The sequence below is a fragment of the Myxacorys almedinensis A genome (assembly GCF_010091945.1).
Lineage (GTDB): Bacteria > Cyanobacteriota > Cyanobacteriia > Leptolyngbyales > Leptolyngbyaceae > Myxacorys > Myxacorys almedinensis.
The window spans coordinates 1-18932 of sequence record NZ_WVIE01000009.1 but is presented as its reverse complement, the minus strand read 5'-3'; the positions used below and the strand labels follow the sequence as shown (position 1 = coordinate 18932).

The following is an 18932-nucleotide window of genomic DNA, read 5'->3' as shown; positions in this document are numbered from 1 at the left end:
CCCTCGCTTATTCGATGCTTGGGCTAGAAGGCAAATGTTGTCCGAACAACGCCAACAAACTGGGTATCGTTTGCTCTGTTATGTTCAGGATTGAGAATAACAATCACGCCTGGGGTAATCGACACTTTGTTATTCAATTGATATCGGTAAAGGGCTTCTATATGCAATGATGTGTCGCTATCCTCACGAGCCGCAATATCATTGCTCGTGGCTTTAGGCGGCATTCCGACGATAATCCCGCCTAAATTGCCTTTCTTGCCTAAATCGGGAAACGCCAGCGCAACTGACCAGTTGAAAATATCTGCATTCGCGCCCTGATTTGCCCCTGCTTTTGCCTCTGCATTGGTCAAGCCTGCCCAACCCGAAATATTAAACTGGGGACTCACCCGAAAGCTTGCGATCGCACCATAGGAGTTGGTTAGGGTGGCAACTGTGCCAAAAGGTCGTTGGGCAAAGGCGCTCCCTGTTCCCCCGGTTGCGTTGACCGCCGTTCCTGTATAGTAGGCACGAGTGTACGTTAAACCCAGGCTCAAGTTTTGGCTCGGTGAAAATAACAATTGTGCTAAGGCACTATGATTGCCATCAAACAATCCAGCTTTCTCAGCCGGATCACTGGCATTGCGGGCACGATAGGCGAGAGACAAGGTTAAGGCATCTCCCAACTTTTGCTCAACGGCAACGCCAGGTCCTTCCACCGTTCGATAGAGTGGGCTATATCGACCAAACCGAGACAACGCCCCAGAACCGCCACTTTGAAGAAATGGATTGAGCGGGTTGGCAATATTTTCTGAACCGTAGCCATTGGCAATCAGCCATACTCGTGTGTTGTCGCCCAAGGGAAAGCGGTAAAATAGATCATCGATCCCAACTTGCCCACCTTCGTTTCCGTCGTAGGAGAGGCGCGTCATGCTGGTGCCAGTCACGGCTCCACTCAAGGATGGAACATTTCGACCCTGCAACCGGATGCGTAGCAGATCTTTCCCGGTGAAGCTGGATTCAAAGTTTAGCCGAACACGATAGGACAAGGTGGCGTTATCTTGTAGGTCGCCGCCTCCGGCTCTTTCATCCCCAAATACATTCGCAACAGAGAAGATGGTCTCTCCTCGCAGTCTTGTTGTTGTTGAGAATTGCTGTCTTTCTAAGGTTGTTGTTCTTGCTTCTAGCGCATCAACTCGACCGCGCAAGGTCGCTAACTCTGATGCAAACTCTTCTTGTAGCTTTTGCAGGGTTGCAAGATCTTCTTTTTTAACCAAGTCAGCCGTTGATGCTGCAATGAGTTCATTCACGCGATCGAGGCAGGCATTGAGACCCGCCGCAAACTCATACCGAGTCAGTGCCCGGTTTCCCCGATAGGTGCGGTCAGGGTATCCTGCAATGCAACCATAGCGCTCAACTAGCGACTGCAACGCCTGAAATGCCCAGTCTGTTGGGCGCACATCTGATAGCTGGGAAACAGAGGTGACTTGGCTTACCTCACTTTCTGATTCTGATTGCTGAGAAACAGAGGTAGCTTGGCTCACATCAGAGTCTGACGCGGAAGGCGACAACTCCAGCCGTGGCGGCTCAGTGGCAAAAGTTGCGTTCGGTGCAAGCAAAATCGCACTAAAAACTACGGATGATAACGATAAATACGAGAGGGGACGAAGAAACTGGATCATCATTACTTGATACTCACACCAATTAGCTTGCTGAATTTTATTGATTTTGTTTTCAATAAAACCAATTAGAGAATATCACATTGGTTGAGAAGTACTGTCAATAAAAATTGTAAAACTACAGGCAGTTCTGCGATCGCAAGCCGTCTTTTATGTATTTACAAACACTATTCCACTCAGATCTCATTTCTCAGAAGTGCTGTCATAACACTGCTTTCATCCAAAGTAAGGGCCAAACACCCGTCAAAAATCAGCGAGGTTTCCCAGTGTGCACCAGGAGCTTTGAAACGCAGAAACGATACAATCAGAATCTGAAGCGTCGGAGAACTCTAGCCTTGCCTACTCTTGGTGTCAATATTGACCACATCGCCACTATCCGCCAAGCCCGTCGAGCCGTCGAACCTGACCCTGTTGCTGCTGCCGTGCTTGCCGAACTTGCAGGAGCCGATGGCATTACCGTGCATTTGCGCGAAGATCGGCGACATATTCAAGATCGGGATGTGCGGCTTTTGCGGCAAACCGTGCGTACCCACCTCAATTTAGAGATGGCAGCGACCGATGAAATGGTGGCGATCGCCCTCGATATCCAGCCCGATTATGTCACGCTTGTTCCTGAAAACCGCGCTGAGATTACTACCGAGGGCGGGTTAGATGTTGTAGGACAGCGCGATCGCATGACAGCAATTGTCCATCAACTGCAAGATGCCAACATTCCGGTTAGCCTGTTTATTGATGCTGACCCAGCGCAGATCGCCGCCTCTGCCGCAAGCGGCGCAAGGTTTATTGAGTTGCACACCGGGCAGTATGCCGAAGCCACCTGTGAAGCCGATCGCCAGAACGAATTGAACATTTTGGCAGAAGGCTGCGATCGCGCACTGCAAGCCGGGCTACAAGTCAACGCTGGACACGGGCTTACCTACTGGAACGTTTCCCCTGTCGCAGATCTCCCTGGCATGGAAGAATTGAATATTGGACACACGATCATCAGCCGTGCCGTCCTGGTTGGGGTAGAGCGCGCCGTACGAGAAATGAAACATGCCATTCGAGGAGAGCGATAAAATGACCACTTACTATTACGTGTTAGCCAGCCAGAAATTTATGCTCGAAGACGAACCGACCGATGAAGTTCTGAAAGAGCGATCGCGGCATTATGGAGAGCAAAACAAAGACATTGATTTTTGGCTCGTCAAGCAACCCGCCTTCTTAGCCGCACCAGAAATGGCACAGATCAATGCCGAATGCCCTAAACCCTCAGCCGCTATCATCTCTACCAATAAAACATTTATCACTTGGCTCAAGCTGCGGCTAGAATATGTCATCGTTGGAGAATTCCAGGCTTCGGAGACAATTCCGCAGCCTCTGGCGTCTCTAGAAGCTGTTTCCTAACTTGTCCTTCTTAAAACTGCTATGAGCCAGATTACCTGCCGGAATACCATAAAGCGACTTGCCCTGTCTCCTCTATCGCTGAGTGTTCTTCCTGCGATTGCTGGAGTGTTGATCACCGCTCGAAGTGGGCTTGCTCAATATGCTGCCTGTCAGCCGCCGCGATCGGGCGAGTATTTGTTACTTGTGGTGAGCCAAACTCCCGATGCTCAGGCAAGGGTTCGCAGCACTCTGCCCACCAATGCAGATGCCACCCTTTGTACCTACTTTCAAGATACGGTGACGCGGGTAGGGGGCTTCCAAAGCTCCGAATCGGCGACTTCTTGGGCAAATTATTTCAGTGGAACGGTGGGGTTGTCGGCGTTTGTTACCCGTCCGCCGAATGGAGGAATTACCGCTCAGCAGCCGGGGGGAACCCTTCCGGAGGGCTATCCAACCACTGCAACCAATGCAAGCTATAACCCCCAACTGCTGGGCAGCGGCTACGCGGTGATTGTACAGTACAACAACCGCCCGGAAATCGCGGCACAGGTGAGCCAAATTTTAAATCGCCAGATTGGGCTGGCGTCCTATGGGCAGCGCCCGTTTTTGCTGGCAGCGCACACCACAGACCGAAGAATTGCCGACTCGGTGTTGCGATCGCTGAGCGATCGCGGGTTTACCGCAACCATGGTAGACAGTCGCCAAGTAGTGCTGCTAAAGTCGCCGGTTAATTTACCGAGAATTGGGGGGCAGTGAGGGCAGGCATACTGCGATCGCATCGCCTGGAATATCGCCAGATAAAGGTTAGGACAAGCCGCCCATCGTCACCCAGCGACCACTAAACCACCATTGACCCACAACCGAAATCGCCACTCCTAAAATCGAACCCACGATCACCTGAAATGGCGTGTGTCCTAATAGCTCTTTGAGGCGATCTTCGGTAAATTGATGTTCACCCTGGAAAAATTCGTCAATAATTTGGTTCAAAATGCGAGCCTGCTTGCCTGCGGCTTGCCGCACCCCAGCCGCATCGTACATGACGATAAACGCCAGAATCGTTGCGATCGCAAACTCTGTGCTCGCCCAACCATCGGTTAGCCCAACCCCTGCTGCCAACGCTGTCACCAGCGCAGAATGGGAGCTAGGCATTCCCCCGGTTTCGACCAACACCCGAAAATTGATCTTGCGGTGGCGAATCAGTTCGATCACCAACTTCGCGGCTTGGGTCAAGAGGCACGCAACAAGGGCTACCACCAGCACCTGATTGTTTAAAATGTCGCCAAAGTCCTGCATAAGAGAGAGGAGGGGAGATGAACAGAGAACAGCAGATAACGGGGAGCAGCCATTGAAACCAGCGCGAGTAGCTTGATCGCTCATCCGTCCTTTAGTGGGTACGGGCGGTGATAAAGTCTGCGATCGCCATCAGGGGTAGCGCGGCTTCGCCATAGAGAGACACTTCCGATTTCGCTTGTTCTACAAGCAGTTTCGCTTGTTTACACGACTCTTCCATGCCCCAAAGCTTGGGATAGGTTGCTTTTTCAGCGCAGGCATCTTTGCCAGCCGTTTTCCCTAGCTCTTCCGAGGATGCTGTGATGTCTAACACATCATCCACAATTTGGAAGGCAAGCCCGATCGCCTGAGAATACCGGGATAATCGTTGCACATCTTCCTCAGAAGCACCAGCTACGATCGCACCACTGACCACAGAAGTTTCCAATAGCGCTGCCGTTTTGTGAGTGTGAATGAAATTCAGGGTTTCTATCGTAACGTCTTTTGCCCCTTCACAGTCAAGATCAACGACTTGACCGCCCACCAAACCCGCCGCCCCGACGGCCCGACCCAGGCGCGCAATAACTTTCATTAAGCGCTCAGCAGGTACATTTTGAGTTTCTTCGGCAATATGCTCAAAGGCGTACGCCAGCAAGCCATCTCCTGCCAAGATTGCCACGGCTTCGTTAAAGACCTTGTGGTTGGTCAATTTGCCGCGCCGATAGTCGTCGTTGTCCATGGCGGGCAAGTCATCATGAATCAGAGACATGGTGTGAATCATTTCAAGGGCGCACGCGGTGGGCATTGCCATCTCGACCGTGCCCCCTGCCAGTTCACACGTGGCGAGACAGAGAATGGGGCGGAGGCGCTTTCCGCCAGCCAAAAGGGAATAGCGCATTGACTCATAGATGCGTTCAGGATAGGTCACCGGGAGACTGCGATCGAGCGCCGCTTCTACAAGCTGCTGCCGCGCTGCTAAATATGCCTTCAAATCAAACGGTTTTGTTGGGTTTGTTTGGGTCTCGCCAGTCGCCATCATATGCAGTCGCCTCCGATATCTTTAAAAAGGGATAGGGGATGAAGGATGAGGGTTGAGTCAGAGCGTTGTTGCATGAATCATGGCTCAGCGTCAACGGTTGTTTCTCGTTGCGATCGCGCTTTCAAAGAATCTCTCTTGGCAAAGCCTTGCCCCGGAAGCCAACATCCTTAAAATTTTTGAGAATAACTCCATACAGTATTGTGCAACAGCATGGTCACAGTCATCGCACCAACTCCGCCCGGTACCGGAGTGAGGTACGCAGCGATGGGCTGCACTGCGCTGAAATCAACATCTCCAACCAGGCGACTTTTGCCCGTCCCATCGGTGACCCGGTTGATGCCCACATCTACTACCACCGATCCGGGTTTGACCATTTCAGCAGTGATCAGGTTTTGGCGACCCACGGCGGCGATTAAGATGTCGGCGCGGCAGGTGAGGGCAGAGAGATCGGGCGATCGCGAGTGCGCGATCGTGACGGTAGCATCGGCTTCTAGCAGCAGCATGGCGATCGGTTTCCCCACCAAAATGCTGCGACCCACCACCACGGCTTGCCTGCCGCTGACATCAATCTTATATTCTGCTAAAAGTCGCATGACTCCTGCCGGGGTGCAGCTTCGTAAACCGGGTTCTCCTCGCACAAGCCGCCCTAGATTGGTAGGATGCAAGCCATCGGCATCTTTATCTGGGTGAATCTGATTGAGCAGGGCGACGCTATCGAGGTGGTCGGGCAACGGTAGCTGAACGAGAATGCCATCAACGCGATCGTCGTGATTGAGATTCCAGATCGTCTGCTCCAGTTCGGCTTGGGTCGTCTCCGCTGGGAAATGAGTGCCAAAAGATACAATGCCTACGGTTTGGCAGGCTCGTTCCTTATTACGAACATAGGCAGCACTTGCTGGGTTGTCTCCCACCATCAAAACGGCTAAGCCCGGAGCGCGCCCATGCTGTTTCTGCAAGGCTTTCACTTGCTCTGCTAGCTCTGCCTGCATGCGCTGAGCTAGGGCTTTTCCATCCAGTAATTGAGCGATAGAAGACATAAATAGTAAGACTACGACGGCACAATAAACGACCCACTCGCAAAAATCGCTGAGACACAATTGACACTCGAAAGACTTTTCTTACAATGAGTGTGCAACAGTTTTGATGCGGTTTGCCCTTGAATTTGACAAACTCTTTTTAGTTTCGCAGATTCGGGCGACCTGATGGCAAAAAGACGACAGAAGCTCGTGTTCAATCCTCCTACCCCCCTCAGTGATGATGCGTCTCCTTTCTGCGATTCTGGGTCAAAGTTTTGGCTTTCTTTTCTTTGTGAGTTTGGTCAGTTGTACGGGTTCTACGGCTCCTGGAACAGTTTCTACGGGAGAACGGGTTTTATCGGTGCTTGATTTTGGCAGCATTACAAAAGTTCGTGATATTCAGAAAAACAAAAATCATTTTTCGGTGCATGTGCGCGGAAAAGTTGGGGCGCAGGCTCCGTTGATGGGCGGCGTCCGAGCGTATGAGTTGAAAGATGAAACCGGCAGCATCTGGATTGTGACAACGGATCAAATTCCGACTCAGGGCACCCCGATCGTGGTTCAGGGAACGGTGCGCTTGCAGAAGATTGAAGTTGGGGGACAGGATCGAAGTGCGGTCTATTTAGAGCAGCGCAAAGTGGAAGCAAGTTCGTGATGGCATGAGATAGCAGGATGGCTCAAGCGGGGTGTACAGGCTAGCGTCCACCATTTGGCAGCAGAGATAGCCAAAGCGATAGGGGCTAAGCCAGGGCTTGCGCGATCGCTCTTACCAACACATCTGGCTCCACAGGTTTTGCCAAATGCTGCTGAAATCCAGCGTGGAGGGCTTGTTGCTGGTCAACCTCGCCTGCGTAGGCAGTCAGCGCGATCGCGGGTGTTTGTCCACCTTGTGCTAGTGGTAAAGCTCTGACTTGGCGCAGCAGCATATACCCATCCATGTCTGGCATTCCAATATCGCTCAACAAGATATTGGGGCGCTCCTGAGCTAAGACCACCAGTGCCTCGGCGGCGGTGGCAACGGCAATCACCTCTGCACCTGCTTGCTCTAGGGAAAAGGCAATCACGTCTCGCATATCAATTTCGTCATCTACAACCAGCACCCGCATCCCCGCGAGGGGTTCCTCGGCAGCAGCAGATGACAAGGATTGTTGCGCCCGGTTGCCCTGTCGATCGCCCGTGGCTAACAGGGGCAGCCTGACGGTAAACGTAGCACCTTGCCCCTCACCCTGGCTGTCTACCCCCACCGTGCCGCCATGAAGCTCGACGAGATGACGCACGATCGCTAGCCCCAATCCCAGCCCACCAAACTTGCGGGTGGTGGCACTGTCGGCTTGGCGGAAATAGTCGAAGACATGGGGCAAAAACTCTGGGCTGATGCCTTTGCCAGTGTCTATCACCGTGATTTGAGCCTGATGGTCAACCCGGCTTAAGCGCACCTCAACTCGCCCCCCAGACGGCGTAAATTTCACCGCATTGGAAACGAGATTCCAGACGATCTGCTGCAAGCGGCTAGGATCTCCTGAAACGTCTCCGACCTCAGCCTCTAATAGGGTTTGAATCTCAATCGCTTTGGCTTCTGCTGCCAAACTGACGGTTTCGATCGCTGATTCAACTGTCAATCTTAAATCGACTGGGCGAATGGTGAGGCGGAGTTTGCCCTGCAAAATTCGAGAGACATCTAGCAGGTCTTCAATCAGTTCAGCTTGCAATTTGGCGTTCCGTTCAATGGTGGCTAACGCCTGTGTCGTTTTGGCTGCATCTAGCTTGCCCGATTGCAGCATCTTTGTCCATCCGAGAATGGGATTGAGAGGCGATCGCAGTTCATGGGATAACACGGCTAAAAATTCGTCTTTGATGCGATTTGCGTGGCGCAACTGTTCGGCTTGCTGCTGAATGGAGGTAATCAGATTGCTTCGCTCTAGCGCGATCGCGACCTGATCGCAGGTAGATTGCAACACCTCAACTTCTTCAGGCGTAAAGTGCGTCCGGGTGCGGCTGGCAAAGGAGAGCGTTCCCAGGAGCCGCCCTTGAGCGATGAGCGGTTGACCCGCATAAGCCGTGACGCCCAGGGCACAAATGCCTTGAGCGTTGGGATGGCTGGCAAGCTGGGCTTGATCAAAGATCAGTTGCCGTCGCTCTTGTGCCACTAACCCACAGAGATACTCACCCAAGCCAATCCACTCTAGCGCCTGTGCTGTTTCCTCGGAGATGCCCTCATGGTTTTTCAGATGCAGCCGTTGCTGACCGTCTTTCTCTTCCAGCATAAAGTTGTAGTAATAATCCAACTCTAGTTGACCAGAGAGTTTGCTAAAGAGAGTATGCATCAGCGCTAGGGGCTGGTCTGTCGAGAGTAAATCGCTGGTGGTTTCGTAGAGCAAACGCAGGCGTTCACCCGCTTGGCGCTGCGTGGTTTTGTCTTGCAAGATTTTTACAAATCCTTGTGGCTGATCCGCGTCATCGAGCAGGGGCATCATCAACCCACTTGCCCAAAAGCGGCTCCCATCTTTGCGGACATGCCAGCGTTCGTTTTCTGCCCGTCCTTGAGTAAGGGCAGTTTGCATTTCATACTCAGGGCGTCGTTGTTCGTTATCTTCGGGCGTGAAGATCATTTGACCAGAACAGCCGATCGCTTCGATTTCTAAATAGCCCAACAGCCGTTCTGCCCCAGAATTCCAACTCGCGATCGTGCCGTTAAGATCAAGGGTAAAGATCGCGTAATCTTTTGCGCTTTCGATCATCAAACGGAGGCGCGACTCGCTCTGGCGGATGGCTTCTTCTGCCTGTTTCCGCTCTGTGATCTCGGTATGGGTTCCCAGCATCCGGAGCGGTTGCCCGGCGGCGTCCCACGCTACGAAGTTGCCCAGAGACAAAATCCATTTCCAATCACCAGATTGGGTGCGCTGCCGAAATTCCACGCGGTATTCGCTATGGATGCCAGCGATGTAATCGTTGTAAGTCTGGCTGACTCTTTCCCTATCGTCGGGATGTAACCGTTCTTGCCACTTGGCGTTTGTTTCTTGAAAGGTGGCGGGGTCGTAGCCCAGCATTTGGGCGTATTCGGGGCTGACGATCGTATCGCCCGTTTGCACATTCAGGTCATACCAGCCCTGGTTGGCGGCTGCTAGCGTCAAGCGTAGGCGTTCCTCGCTTTCATGCAAGGCTGACTCTGTTTGGCGGCGTTCGTGCTCGACCTGCACACGATCGGTAATTTCACACAGAAAAATGGTTAATCCACTAGGTGATGGGTAAACCCGGTACTCAAACCAGCGATTCCAAGCGTGGAAAAACCACTCAAACTGCACGGGGGTTTGCTCGTCTAGCGATCGCTGAAGTTGAATATGAACGTCGGTGTTGGCGGCATCGGGAAAGAGTTCCCAAACGCTATGCCCCAGCAGCGCGTCTCGCTCCATCTCAACAGTTTTGCAGTAGCGATCGTTGACGTAGGTAAAATTCCAGTCGCGATCGAGCACGACAAAACTGTCGCTGATGCTCGACAAAATCATTTCGACCGTCTGCTGTGCGGTTTCGGCTTCTAGGCGCAGGGCTTGCTCTTGCTGCATGGCGGCGCGCCGCACTTGCGCCAGTTTCAGGTTGGCTTCTACTCGTGCTAGCAGTTCACGGGCAGAAAATGGCTTGGTCAAGTAGTCGTCGGCTCCGGCTGACAACCCCTCAATCCGGGCTTCTTCTCCTGCCCGGGCAGACAGCAAGATAATCGGCAGATCTCTGGTGGCTGCATCTGCCCGCAACGCCCGCAATAGCCCAAAGCCATCGAGGTGAGGCATCATCACGTCAGTGAGAATCAGATCCGGCAGGTGGTGGGGGTCGGGCAGGTGTTTGAGAAGTGCGATCGCAGCCCTGCCATTGGCTGCCGTTTCTACTGTATGTCCTTGATCCACCAACAACCGCCTCACATAATCGCGCATATCGGTGTTGTCATCGACCAAAAGAATTTTTGATGTTGGAGGTCGGCTCTCAGGTTGGGAGGGATCAGGCTGTCGCCTCAGGTGAGCCGGATCGGTGATTGCCCTCGTAGGCTCTACTCTAAAATCTAAAATCGGCGCTCCAAAATCCTCCTCTGGCAGCCAGCGTAAGGCTTCTTCTACATAAGGAACAGTCCCTGTTGCCACCGGGACAAGGGCACGGGTGGCGTCGAGCCGCTCTGGGGACAAGTGGGCAGATCCTGCCGGAATGGAGACGATGAAACGCGATCCCTGATCTACAACGCTCCTGACCTCGATCGTTCCTCCATGCAGCAGCACCAATTCTCGAACCAGCGATAGCCCAATGCCAGAGCCTTCGTAGGTGCGTCCCTTGGCTCCTCGCACTCGATGAAACCGCTCAAAAATGCGGGGTAGCTCTGCGGCGGGAATGCCCGTGCCCGTGTCTCGTACCTCTAACTCAATCTGGTTATTGCCTTCTCGCAAAATTACTGCAATCTCTCCTGCGATCGTAAATTTAAACGCATTGGAGAGGAGATTCAGCACAATTTTTTCCCACATCTCGCGATCGACCCAGGCGGGTGACGAAAGCGGTGAGCAATCGACCACGAGGCGCAGATTTGCCCGTTCGATCGCCGAACGAAAGACGCTGGCAAGTTCGATCGTATACGTTGCTAAATCGGTGGGCTGATACGTTGCCTGAATGCGCCCTGCTTCGATGCGGGAAAAGTCGAGCAAGGTGTTGACGAGCTTTAGCAACCGTTGCCCATTGCGCTGCACCATCTGCAACTGCTCCCGCTCGGATGGCGGAAGTTGCCCATCTAGTCGGCTCAACGTCTCAGCTAGGGGATCTAGCATCAACGTTAGGGGGGTACGAAATTCGTGGCTGATATTGCTAAAAAATGCAGTTTTGGCGCGATCGAGTTCTGCGAGTGCCTTGGTTCGTTTGCGTTCTTCTTCATACGCCTGGGCATTGGCGACACTCGCTGCGGTTTGAGCCGCAACCAGATCGATAAACTGTTGATAGCTATGATCGAATAGCCGAAATGGGTTTAGACCCGCCACAAGGATGCCTGCTTTCCCCGTCTCCCCAGATGGCGCAATCGGCACTGCGATCGCTTGATGCGGCGATTGATGCCAAGCCCCGGTTGGCAGATGGCTAAATTGCGCCTCTAAATCAGAGATCAAACAGGGTTGATGGGTGCTAAGCACCTCCCCAAACCGCCAAGCTGAAGGCTGATTAAAAGCAACGGTTTCAGGAACTGCCGCAGCGTCCTGCGTAATGCCAGAGGTTCCTGCCAGAGAAATGATTTGCTGATCTGGGTCAACCAGATAAATCATGGCAAACGGCAGATCGTAAGGATTGGTTGCCAGACAGGTTGCGCTCAGGGTGCAAGCTTCATCAAAGGTGCGTGCATCGGCTGTCTTGGTTGCCAGTTCTGTTAACAGCGCTAGCTGACGCTCTCCAATAATGCGTTGAGTATCGTCGGTGTTGGCACAGAAGATGCCGCCTGTGCTGCCATCATCATCTGGGATAGGGCTGTACGAGAACGTATAGTAGGTTTCCTCTGGGTAGCCGTTGCGCTCCATAATCAGCAGCAACGATTCGTCGTAGGTGCCTTCGTTCTGACGCAGTGCCGATTCTGCACGAGGACCAACCTGATCCCAAATCTCTCGCCATACCTCAGCCGCAGGCTGACCGAGCGCTTTTGGATGTTTGCCACCGAGAATGGCTCGATAGGCATCGTTGTAAAGATTGATTAGGTCTTCGCCCCACCAAACAAACATGGCTTGTTGAGAGGTCAGCATAATTCGCACTGCTGTTCTCAAACTCTGCGACCAGTGCTCAACAGCACCAAGCCGGGTTTGCGACCAATCCTGAGCTTGCATCAGCGCGCCCATCTCGCCGCCGCCTGCAAAAAGCCTTTCAGAAATTGCCTCTTGTTGCTCTACACTCATGCTTTCGTTTCTCTTCGTAAAAAATATTTTGCTTGCAGGGTCTTACCACGGCTATGCAGGGTTTCATCTGGCGAATTATCTATGGGATTGCCTATCGGTTTATTATCTAACGGTTTGATGATTGAACATGCTGTCAAGAACTTTATGAAGTATAAAGTCCTTTATCTTTATAAATTTCAAATAGTCTTACCCAAATAGCTATCTATCTTAAGAAAGATGCTGTTTCCGGTGTGGGTTATCCGTTGAAGAACCCTGTGCTGATAGGATTTCAATCCAGCATTTTAGGTAGATTTTCCCTGCCCACGTTTTGCGATCGCAAGGGCGGCTGCAAAAGATCGTGCCTAACCAAAAATTGCGGTCATAATGATGTTTGATTTGTGACTGTGATTGGGATACGTGTAAATGCTGAATCACTCATCAAAACAGTTCAAACGTCTGATTTGGAGCCTTATTTGCTGCCTCGGAATCTTGATGATTGCACCCGCACTTCCCGCAGGATCACAAGAAACAATTGATACGCTAAAACAAAAAAAACACTCGTTAGATCAGCAGCGATCGGCTGTGCAAAAAGAGCGCGATCGCGTGCAGAAACTCGAAACCAAAGCCCAAGGTGATCTCAAAAGCATTCGTAAAACCATTCAAGCAACGAGCAGCCAAATTCAAGCGAGTGAAGCAAAACTTAAGCACACCACCCAAGTTTTAAAATCACTAGAGCGATCGCTAAATGAAGCAGAGAAAACCTACCGAAAGCGCCAATCTGCTACGGTTTCACGCTTGCGGTTTTTGCAACAGCAGCAAGGCGCGCATGGCTGGGCAGTGCTATTAGAAAGTCAGAGTTTAAATGATTTTTTGGATCGCCGTTACCAATTGAAACGGTTGTATCAAAAAGATCGTAATATTTTAAGCCAATTAAAAGTAGATGCCGATCGCTTGGAAGGTCGGCGCAACCAGGTTGAGCAAGCCAAGAATGATATTGATTTGCTGAGGCAAGAGCTTCATGCTCAAAAATCAGACTATGAGCAACAGGCAACCTATCAAACCCACATTGTCAATCGTCTGAAAAACGATCGCCGTGCCCTCGAAGCCGCAGAAGCACAACTAGCAAAGGATTCCCAGAGCATTGGAGCTTTGATTCAACGTCGGGTGGCAGAAAATCAAAGACGCCTCGCCGCAGAACGCGCTAGAAATGGTGAAGTCATTGTTATCTCTGGAACGGGGCAGTTTGTTCTTCCGAGTGCTGCGCCTGTTAGCAGTTCCTTCGGTTGGCGAATGCATCCAATTTTGGGGTATCAAAAATTTCATTCTGGCATCGATTTTGCTGCCGACTATGGGGGGACGATTCGATCTGCCGATCGCGGCACCGTGATTTTTGCAGGATGGTATGGTGGCTATGGCAATGCGGTGATCGTGGATCATGGCAGTGGCATCACGACTTTGTACGCACACTCTAGCGAACTTTATGTTGCAGATGGGCAAACTGTTGAGCGCGGACAAGCGATCGCAGCCATTGGCTCTACTGGGCTTTCAACCGGACCTCATCTCCACTTTGAGGTCAGAAAAGACGGTGAACCCGTTGATCCAGCCCCTTATCTTTAGTCCCTTATCTTTAGTCAATGCGCCTTGAAAATGGCTAAAGTAGGCTAGTAGTCTATCAAAATCGAAATGAGGGACTAAAAGTGGATGGGTTAGAGAGTCGATGGGTGGATGGGTCGCGCAGTAATCCAGCCCATCTACCCCTCTACTTAACGTTGACAATCGACCAGGGTGAGGGGTTTAGATGCTAGAACAAATAGTGCTAGGTTTCCCGATCGGGGTTGAGCCAAATCCTTCTCGCTAATCATTTATACAGAAGTCTAATGTTCTCCTGACATATAGTGTCGCTCACTGCAAGAATGCTGCTTGTAGCGTCTTATAATGCTATGTCGCGTTCATTCCACAACTCCCCAAGATTTCTATGACTTCATCCCTTCGCTTCCTCATGTGCTCACCTGACCATTACGACGTGGATTATGTCATTAATCCTTGGATGGAAGGCAACATTCATAAATCATCGCGCGATCGCGCCGTTGACCAGTGGCGAAAACTGCACAATGTGATTAAAGACCATGCGATCGTAGATTTGGTGACGCCTCAGATCGGGGTTCCAGATATGGTTTTTACGGCCAATGCCGGGCTGGTTTTGGGCGATATTGCTGTTCTCAGTCGCTTTTTTCATAAAGAACGGCAGGGGGAAGAACCTTTCTTTAAGCAGTGGTTTGAAGAGAACGGCTTCACAGTGCATGAATTGCCCTCAGAGTTGCCGTTTGAAGGGGCGGGAGATGCCTTGTTCGATCGCGAGGGTCGCTGCCTGTGGGCAGGGTATGGATTTCGCTCTGAACTAGATTCTCATCCCTATTTGGCGAAATGGCTGGATGTAGAGGTATTGTCACTGCGGTTGATGGACGAGCGATTTTATCACTTAGATACATGCTTCTGTCCGCTACAAGACGGGTATTTGCTCTATTATCCACCCGCTTTTGATGCCTATTCCAATCGCTTGATTGAACTGCGAATTCCGCCTGAAAAACGCCTCGTTGTTGCAGAAGCCGATGCAGCAAATTTCGCCTGCAATTCGGTCAACATTGATGATATTGTCATCATGAACAAAGCAAGTGATGACCTCAAAAAACGCATTTCTGATGCCGGGTTTCGAGTGATTGAGACCCCTTTAACAGAATTTCTAAAAGCGGGTGGTGCAGCAAAATGCCTCACGCTTAGAGTGACAGAGCCTGTGCGGGTAGAGCTTCATGGCAGCGCCGCCATCGAAAGCCGTATGATTCGCCTGGATGGGCATTTGCTCGATTCGGGTCTGATCAACCGTGCCCTAGATATTGTGGTTGAAGCGGGGGGAAGTTTTCAAGTCCTCAATTTTAATCTGGGTGTGCAACGGCAAAGCACCTCTTCGGCAGAGGTTAAAGTGACGGCTCCATCCCACGATGTGATGGAAACGATCATGTCTCAGTTGATTGACTTGGGTGCATTGCCACCCCCACAAGAGGTGTGCGACTGCCATTTAGAAACGGTGGTTCAAGATGGCGTAGCGCCAGATGATTTTTATGTGACTACAATTTACCCGACCCAAATTCGGATGAATAATGAGTGGGTGACTGTAGACAAGCAGCGCATGGATGCTGCGATCGCGCTGTCTGCCGATTCTGAAACTGCCGAATGTAAGCTGTTGAGGGATTTAAAAACCAGCGATCGTGTCGTAGTCGGCGTCGAAGGAATTCGGACGGTTCGCAAAACTGAATCTCGTGAACAGCGCAATACTCAAGAATTTAGCTTCATGGGCGCAGGGGTATCGAGCGAACGGCGAGTGGAGCTTGTGGTTGAACAAATTGCATGGGAACTGCGGCAAATTCGTGATCAAGGTGGACGAGTTGTGGTCAGTGCAGGTCCGGTTGTGATTCATACAGGGGGCGGTGAACACCTTGCTCATCTTGTGCGCGAAGGTTATGTGCAGGCGTTGCTGGGGGGGAATGCGATCGCAGTTCATGACATGGAGCAATCGCTGATGGGCACATCGCTTGGTGTAGATATGAAGCGAGGGGTTTCGGTTCGCGGGGGTCATCGCCATCACTTAAAGGTGATCAATATGGTTCGTAGGTACGGCAGTATTGCCAAAACCGTTGAAGCAGGTGTTCTCAAAAAAGGTATTTTGTATGAATGCGTTCGTCACCATATTCCGTTTTCGTTAGCGGGATCAATTCGAGATGATGGACCGTTGCCCGATACGCAGATGGATCTGATTCAGGCGCAAGAAGAGTATGCGCGTCTGATTGCTGGGGCTGACATGATTTTGATGTTGTCTTCTATGTTGCACTCGATTGGTGTTGGCAATATGACCCCTGCGGGGGTGAAAATGGTGTGCGTCGATATTAATCCTGCGGTTGTGACGAAGCTCAGCGATCGCGGCTCAGTCGAATCTGTTGGCGTCGTGACCGATGTGGGCTTGTTCTTGAGTTTGCTCGTTCAGCAGTTAGATAAATTAACTCACGCTTATCAGGTTGCTCAGAGTGTTTGATTGAATTTTTTCTGCTTGGAAAAGTCAAACTAAAAGCGCGATCGCAGATGGAGTAAACTGCGATCGCGCTGTGCATTCTCTCAAAATGAATAGGCTAGGCTACGATCCGATGGGTAGCCTCGGTCATTTCCAAAAGCTGCCTGGATAGTTCTGGTGTCAGCAAGTCAGAACTGAGATACCGCCAACGCCAATTTCCTGCGTTTTGGCTTGGGTCATTCATTCTGGCACGGTGATCAAGCCCTAAAATATCTTGCAACGGTACGATCGCTAAACTCGCCCTCGATTCCATCGCAAGGCGAATCATTTGCCAATGAATATCTAAAATTTCCTCTGTTGCATCACATCCCAAATATTGCAAAACGTTCTGCTTTTCCTGATCGCTTGCCGTTGTCCACCATCCGATCGCGGTGTCGTTATCGTGAGTTCCGGGGTAAACAATCGAGTTAGGCACGTAATGCGTTGGGAGGTGAATATTGTTTGGATCGCCATCAAAGGCAAACATCAAAATTCGCATTCCCGGAAACTCGAAGCGATCGCGCAATTCTTCCACTTCTGGAGTAATAATGCCTAAGTCCTCCGCCATAATCGGCAGCGTTCCAAGTTGAGTTTTTAAGGTTTCAAAAAATTCCACTCCGGGTGCTTTTATCCACTCTCCATTCATGGCTGTAGGCTCCCCAGCCGGAACTTGCCAGTACGCTTCAAAGCCCCGGAAATGATCGACTCGAACCACATCGACATATTGCAGTGTTGCTCGAAACCGTTTGATCCACCACTCAAAGTTTGTAGCTTGCGATCGCGCCCAGTCATACACTGGGTTTCCCCACAATTGACCCGTCTCACTAAAATAATCTGGTGGGACTCCAGCAATAAAGGCAGGCTCTAATGTTTCTGGGTCAAGCTTAAATAGCTGAGGATTTGCCCAAACATCAGAGCTATTGTGGCACACATAAATAGAAACATCCCCAATAATGCTGATGTTTTTCTGGTGGGCATAGTCTCGCAGCGCAGACCACTGCTGAAAAAACTTGAACTGTGAGAACTGATGAAACTGAATTTTAGAGTGCAACTTTTCTTCGTGTTTCGCGATCGCATCAGCTTCTCGCCGCGCGATCGCAGGTTCCCAAGTCGTCCAAGTCGCGCCGCCATGCGCTTCTAAAAGCGCCATAAACAACGCAAAATCTTTGAGCCAGTAGGCTTGTTCGTGGCAAAACTGCTCAAACGATTCGTCAGGCACGAAGCGAGAATAGGCGAGTTCCAGTAATTGGGTCTTATGAGGAACAACACGCTCAAAATTAATGCGATCGCTATCAGGCAACGTCTTCAGTTCGTCGTTCTCAAGCAAGCCCTCCTTTTCTAACTGCTCCAAGCTAATCAGCAAAGGATTTCCTGCAAAAGCGCTGAAATTCATCGTGTAAGGAGAATGCTCGTATCCAGTCGGTGCTAATGGCAAAACTTGCCACCAAGCTTGACCACTCTGAGCCAAGAAATCAATAAACTGATAAGCCGATCTGCCCATATCCCCAATCCCAAACTGGCTAGGCAGGCTAGTTGGGTGTAGTAACACTCCGCTACTTCGCTTAAACGTTGTCTTGGGCACTGCCGTTTCAATATTGCTCATTCCAAATCCAACGCAGTTTGCACTTGCACCATTAAATTGTCTATCTCTACAGGCTTGCGAATGATTCCAGCAACCTGAACAGGAGCTTTAACCTCAGTTGCAACAGCATCATACCCTGTGACAAACAAGATTGGGACGGAATCAAGTTGGTGGTTTTGGCGAATCCGGCAAGCAACTTCATACCCATCCATTTCCGGCATCATCACATCAAGCAACACTAAATCTGGAGGTGCAGACTCTATCTTAGCTAATGCTGCTTGACCATTATCAGCCGTATCTACTTGATAACCTTCAAACTCCAAAAGGGCTTGAAGTAAAAAGGAGTTATCAGCTACATCGTCTACAACCAAAATACGAGTCATGTCCAAAAAATCAAATTGTCAATAATATAAAGCGCTACTTTATCTAAGGAAGGCTGCTCAGCAAAGCTAACTCTCATTCTCTATTGAACTGCTTCTATCAATCCAACGTCTCTGGCATGAGAAGGATTATTCGGGAGGATAGATGCCCAAAACCAAAAATCGGTCAACGACTTACAATAAAAAGCGCAAGTTTCTCAACGCCCCAATCTGCGATCGCAAATATTTTTTCTAGCTATAATATCGTCCTGCTTATCACTACAGCAGACCTAGAAAGCCTTTTATGCCCGTCCCACAAAGACTTTCGAGGATTCTGCTTACCCCTGTTGGCACCCTCAGAAAAGATTTTACCCAACGTGCTTGACAGGATAGAAAAGCAAGGGCTATATTAGTCAAGCGGGTGAGGGAGCCAAGCGAAAGCGGGGGTTCTGAGCCGGTGCCGAACCAAGACAACGATATAGTTTAGAAGCCAGAATAGCACTTAATTTTGGTCAAAGCAAATGATTAGGGAGTTTCCAACTTGAGGAACTAAGCATTGTCCGAGCTTTAGAGCGGAGGGAATGGGAAGTTTGCGGTTAGGGAAACAAATGAGATAGAGCTTAAAGAACAATATCCATACAATGGAGAGTTTGATCCTGGCTCAGGATGAAC

Annotated in this window: 13 protein-coding genes; 6 read left to right on the top strand and 7 right to left on the bottom strand. The window is 50.7% G+C overall.

From position 1 onward, the window contains the following. Positions 1–23: 23 nt before the first annotated feature. Positions 24–1658, bottom strand: a complete 1635-nt coding sequence (locus tag GS601_RS09385) for an iron uptake porin (RefSeq protein WP_162423155.1) — start codon at positions 1656–1658, stop codon at positions 24–26. A gap of 332 nt (positions 1659–1990) precedes the next feature. Here GS601_RS09385 and GS601_RS09380 point away from each other — a divergent pair, with 332 nt between their 5' ends. From GS601_RS09380 to GS601_RS09370, 3 genes are read left to right on the top strand one after another with little or no spacing between them, the layout of a single operon-like run. After that, a complete protein-coding gene (locus GS601_RS09380; protein ID WP_162423021.1) occupies positions 1991–2713 on the top strand; it encodes a pyridoxine 5'-phosphate synthase in 723 nt (240 codons plus the stop codon). Between the two features lies 1 nt (position 2714). Next, positions 2715–3041: an MgPME-cyclase complex family protein gene (locus GS601_RS09375; protein WP_162423020.1), complete on the top strand. Its 327-nt coding sequence runs from the start codon at positions 2715–2717 to the stop codon at positions 3039–3041. Between the two features lie 21 nt (positions 3042–3062). After that, entirely contained in the window at positions 3063–3776 is a 714-nt protein-coding gene (locus GS601_RS09370; protein WP_162423019.1) for a hypothetical protein, read from the top strand. A 48-nt stretch (positions 3777–3824) separates the two neighbouring features. Here GS601_RS09370 and GS601_RS09365 read toward each other — a convergent pair whose 3' ends face one another. The 3 genes from GS601_RS09365 to folD form a co-directional block, all read right to left on the bottom strand. Further along, positions 3825–4313 carry a divergent PAP2 family protein gene (locus GS601_RS09365; protein ID WP_162423018.1) on the bottom strand — a complete coding sequence of 163 codons (489 nt, stop codon included), beginning with the start codon at positions 4311–4313 and terminating at the stop codon, positions 3825–3827. Between the two features lie 91 nt (positions 4314–4404). Next, positions 4405–5328 (bottom strand): geranylgeranyl diphosphate synthase CrtE, encoded by a 924-nt coding sequence (gene crtE / locus GS601_RS09360; RefSeq protein ID WP_162423017.1) that lies wholly within the window; start codon positions 5326–5328, stop codon positions 4405–4407. Positions 5329–5495: 167 nt separating this feature from the next. After that, positions 5496–6365, bottom strand: coding sequence for a bifunctional methylenetetrahydrofolate dehydrogenase/methenyltetrahydrofolate cyclohydrolase FolD (gene folD / locus GS601_RS09355; protein ID WP_162423016.1), 870 nt, complete (start codon positions 6363–6365; stop codon positions 5496–5498). 214 nt (positions 6366–6579) lie between these two features. Here folD and GS601_RS09350 point away from each other — a divergent pair, with 214 nt between their 5' ends. Next, complete coding sequence (locus GS601_RS09350) at positions 6580–6999, top strand: hypothetical protein (protein WP_238393176.1); 420 nt, start codon at positions 6580–6582, stop codon at positions 6997–6999. A gap of 85 nt (positions 7000–7084) precedes the next feature. Here the strand turns inward: GS601_RS09350 and GS601_RS09345 are convergent, their stop codons facing one another. Further along, complete coding sequence (locus tag GS601_RS09345) at positions 7085–12241, bottom strand: ATP-binding protein (protein WP_162423014.1); 5157 nt, start codon at positions 12239–12241, stop codon at positions 7085–7087. A 471-nt stretch (positions 12242–12712) separates the two neighbouring features. Here GS601_RS09345 and GS601_RS09340 point away from each other — a divergent pair, with 471 nt between their 5' ends. Then, positions 12713–13837: a murein hydrolase activator EnvC family protein gene (locus GS601_RS09340; RefSeq protein WP_238393175.1), complete on the top strand. Its 1125-nt coding sequence runs from the start codon at positions 12713–12715 to the stop codon at positions 13835–13837. A 358-nt stretch (positions 13838–14195) separates the two neighbouring features. Beyond that, the gene (gene argZ, locus GS601_RS09335) at positions 14196–16304 is read left to right on the top strand and encodes a bifunctional arginine dihydrolase/ornithine cyclodeaminase (protein ID WP_162423012.1); all 2109 of its coding nucleotides are present in this window, start codon (positions 14196–14198) and stop codon (positions 16302–16304) included. Between the two features lie 94 nt (positions 16305–16398). Here the strand turns inward: argZ and malQ are convergent, their stop codons facing one another. Together malQ and GS601_RS09325 are read right to left on the bottom strand one after the other, a co-directional pair. Further along, positions 16399–17922 carry a 4-alpha-glucanotransferase gene (gene malQ, locus GS601_RS09330; RefSeq protein WP_162423011.1) on the bottom strand — a complete coding sequence of 508 codons (1524 nt, stop codon included), beginning with the start codon at positions 17920–17922 and terminating at the stop codon, positions 16399–16401. Continuing rightward, on the bottom strand, positions 17919–18284 hold the full coding sequence (locus tag GS601_RS09325) for a response regulator (protein WP_162423010.1): 366 nt from the start codon (positions 18282–18284) through the stop codon (positions 17919–17921). Before GS601_RS09325 ends, malQ begins: the two co-directional genes overlap by 4 nt. Between the last annotated feature and the right edge of the window lie 648 nt (positions 18285–18932).

Coding starts and splice junctions, on each gene's coding strand:
- GS601_RS09385 (WP_162423155.1), bottom strand. CDS start 1,658: ATGATCCAGTTTCTTCGTCCCCTCTCGTATTTATCGTTATCATCCGTA.
- GS601_RS09375 (WP_162423020.1), top strand. CDS start 2,715: ATGACCACTTACTATTACGTGTTAGCCAGCCAGAAATTTATGCTCGAA.
- GS601_RS09370 (WP_162423019.1), top strand. CDS start 3,063: ATGAGCCAGATTACCTGCCGGAATACCATAAAGCGACTTGCCCTGTCT.
- GS601_RS09365 (WP_162423018.1), bottom strand. CDS start 4,313: ATGCAGGACTTTGGCGACATTTTAAACAATCAGGTGCTGGTGGTAGCC.
- crtE (WP_162423017.1), bottom strand. CDS start 5,328: ATGATGGCGACTGGCGAGACCCAAACAAACCCAACAAAACCGTTTGAT.
- folD (WP_162423016.1), bottom strand. CDS start 6,365: ATGTCTTCTATCGCTCAATTACTGGATGGAAAAGCCCTAGCTCAGCGC.
- GS601_RS09345 (WP_162423014.1), bottom strand. CDS start 12,241: ATGAGTGTAGAGCAACAAGAGGCAATTTCTGAAAGGCTTTTTGCAGGC.
- GS601_RS09340 (WP_238393175.1), top strand. CDS start 12,713: ATGATTGCACCCGCACTTCCCGCAGGATCACAAGAAACAATTGATACG.
- argZ (WP_162423012.1), top strand. CDS start 14,196: ATGACTTCATCCCTTCGCTTCCTCATGTGCTCACCTGACCATTACGAC.
- malQ (WP_162423011.1), bottom strand. CDS start 17,922: ATGAGCAATATTGAAACGGCAGTGCCCAAGACAACGTTTAAGCGAAGT.
- GS601_RS09325 (WP_162423010.1), bottom strand. CDS start 18,284: ATGACTCGTATTTTGGTTGTAGACGATGTAGCTGATAACTCCTTTTTA.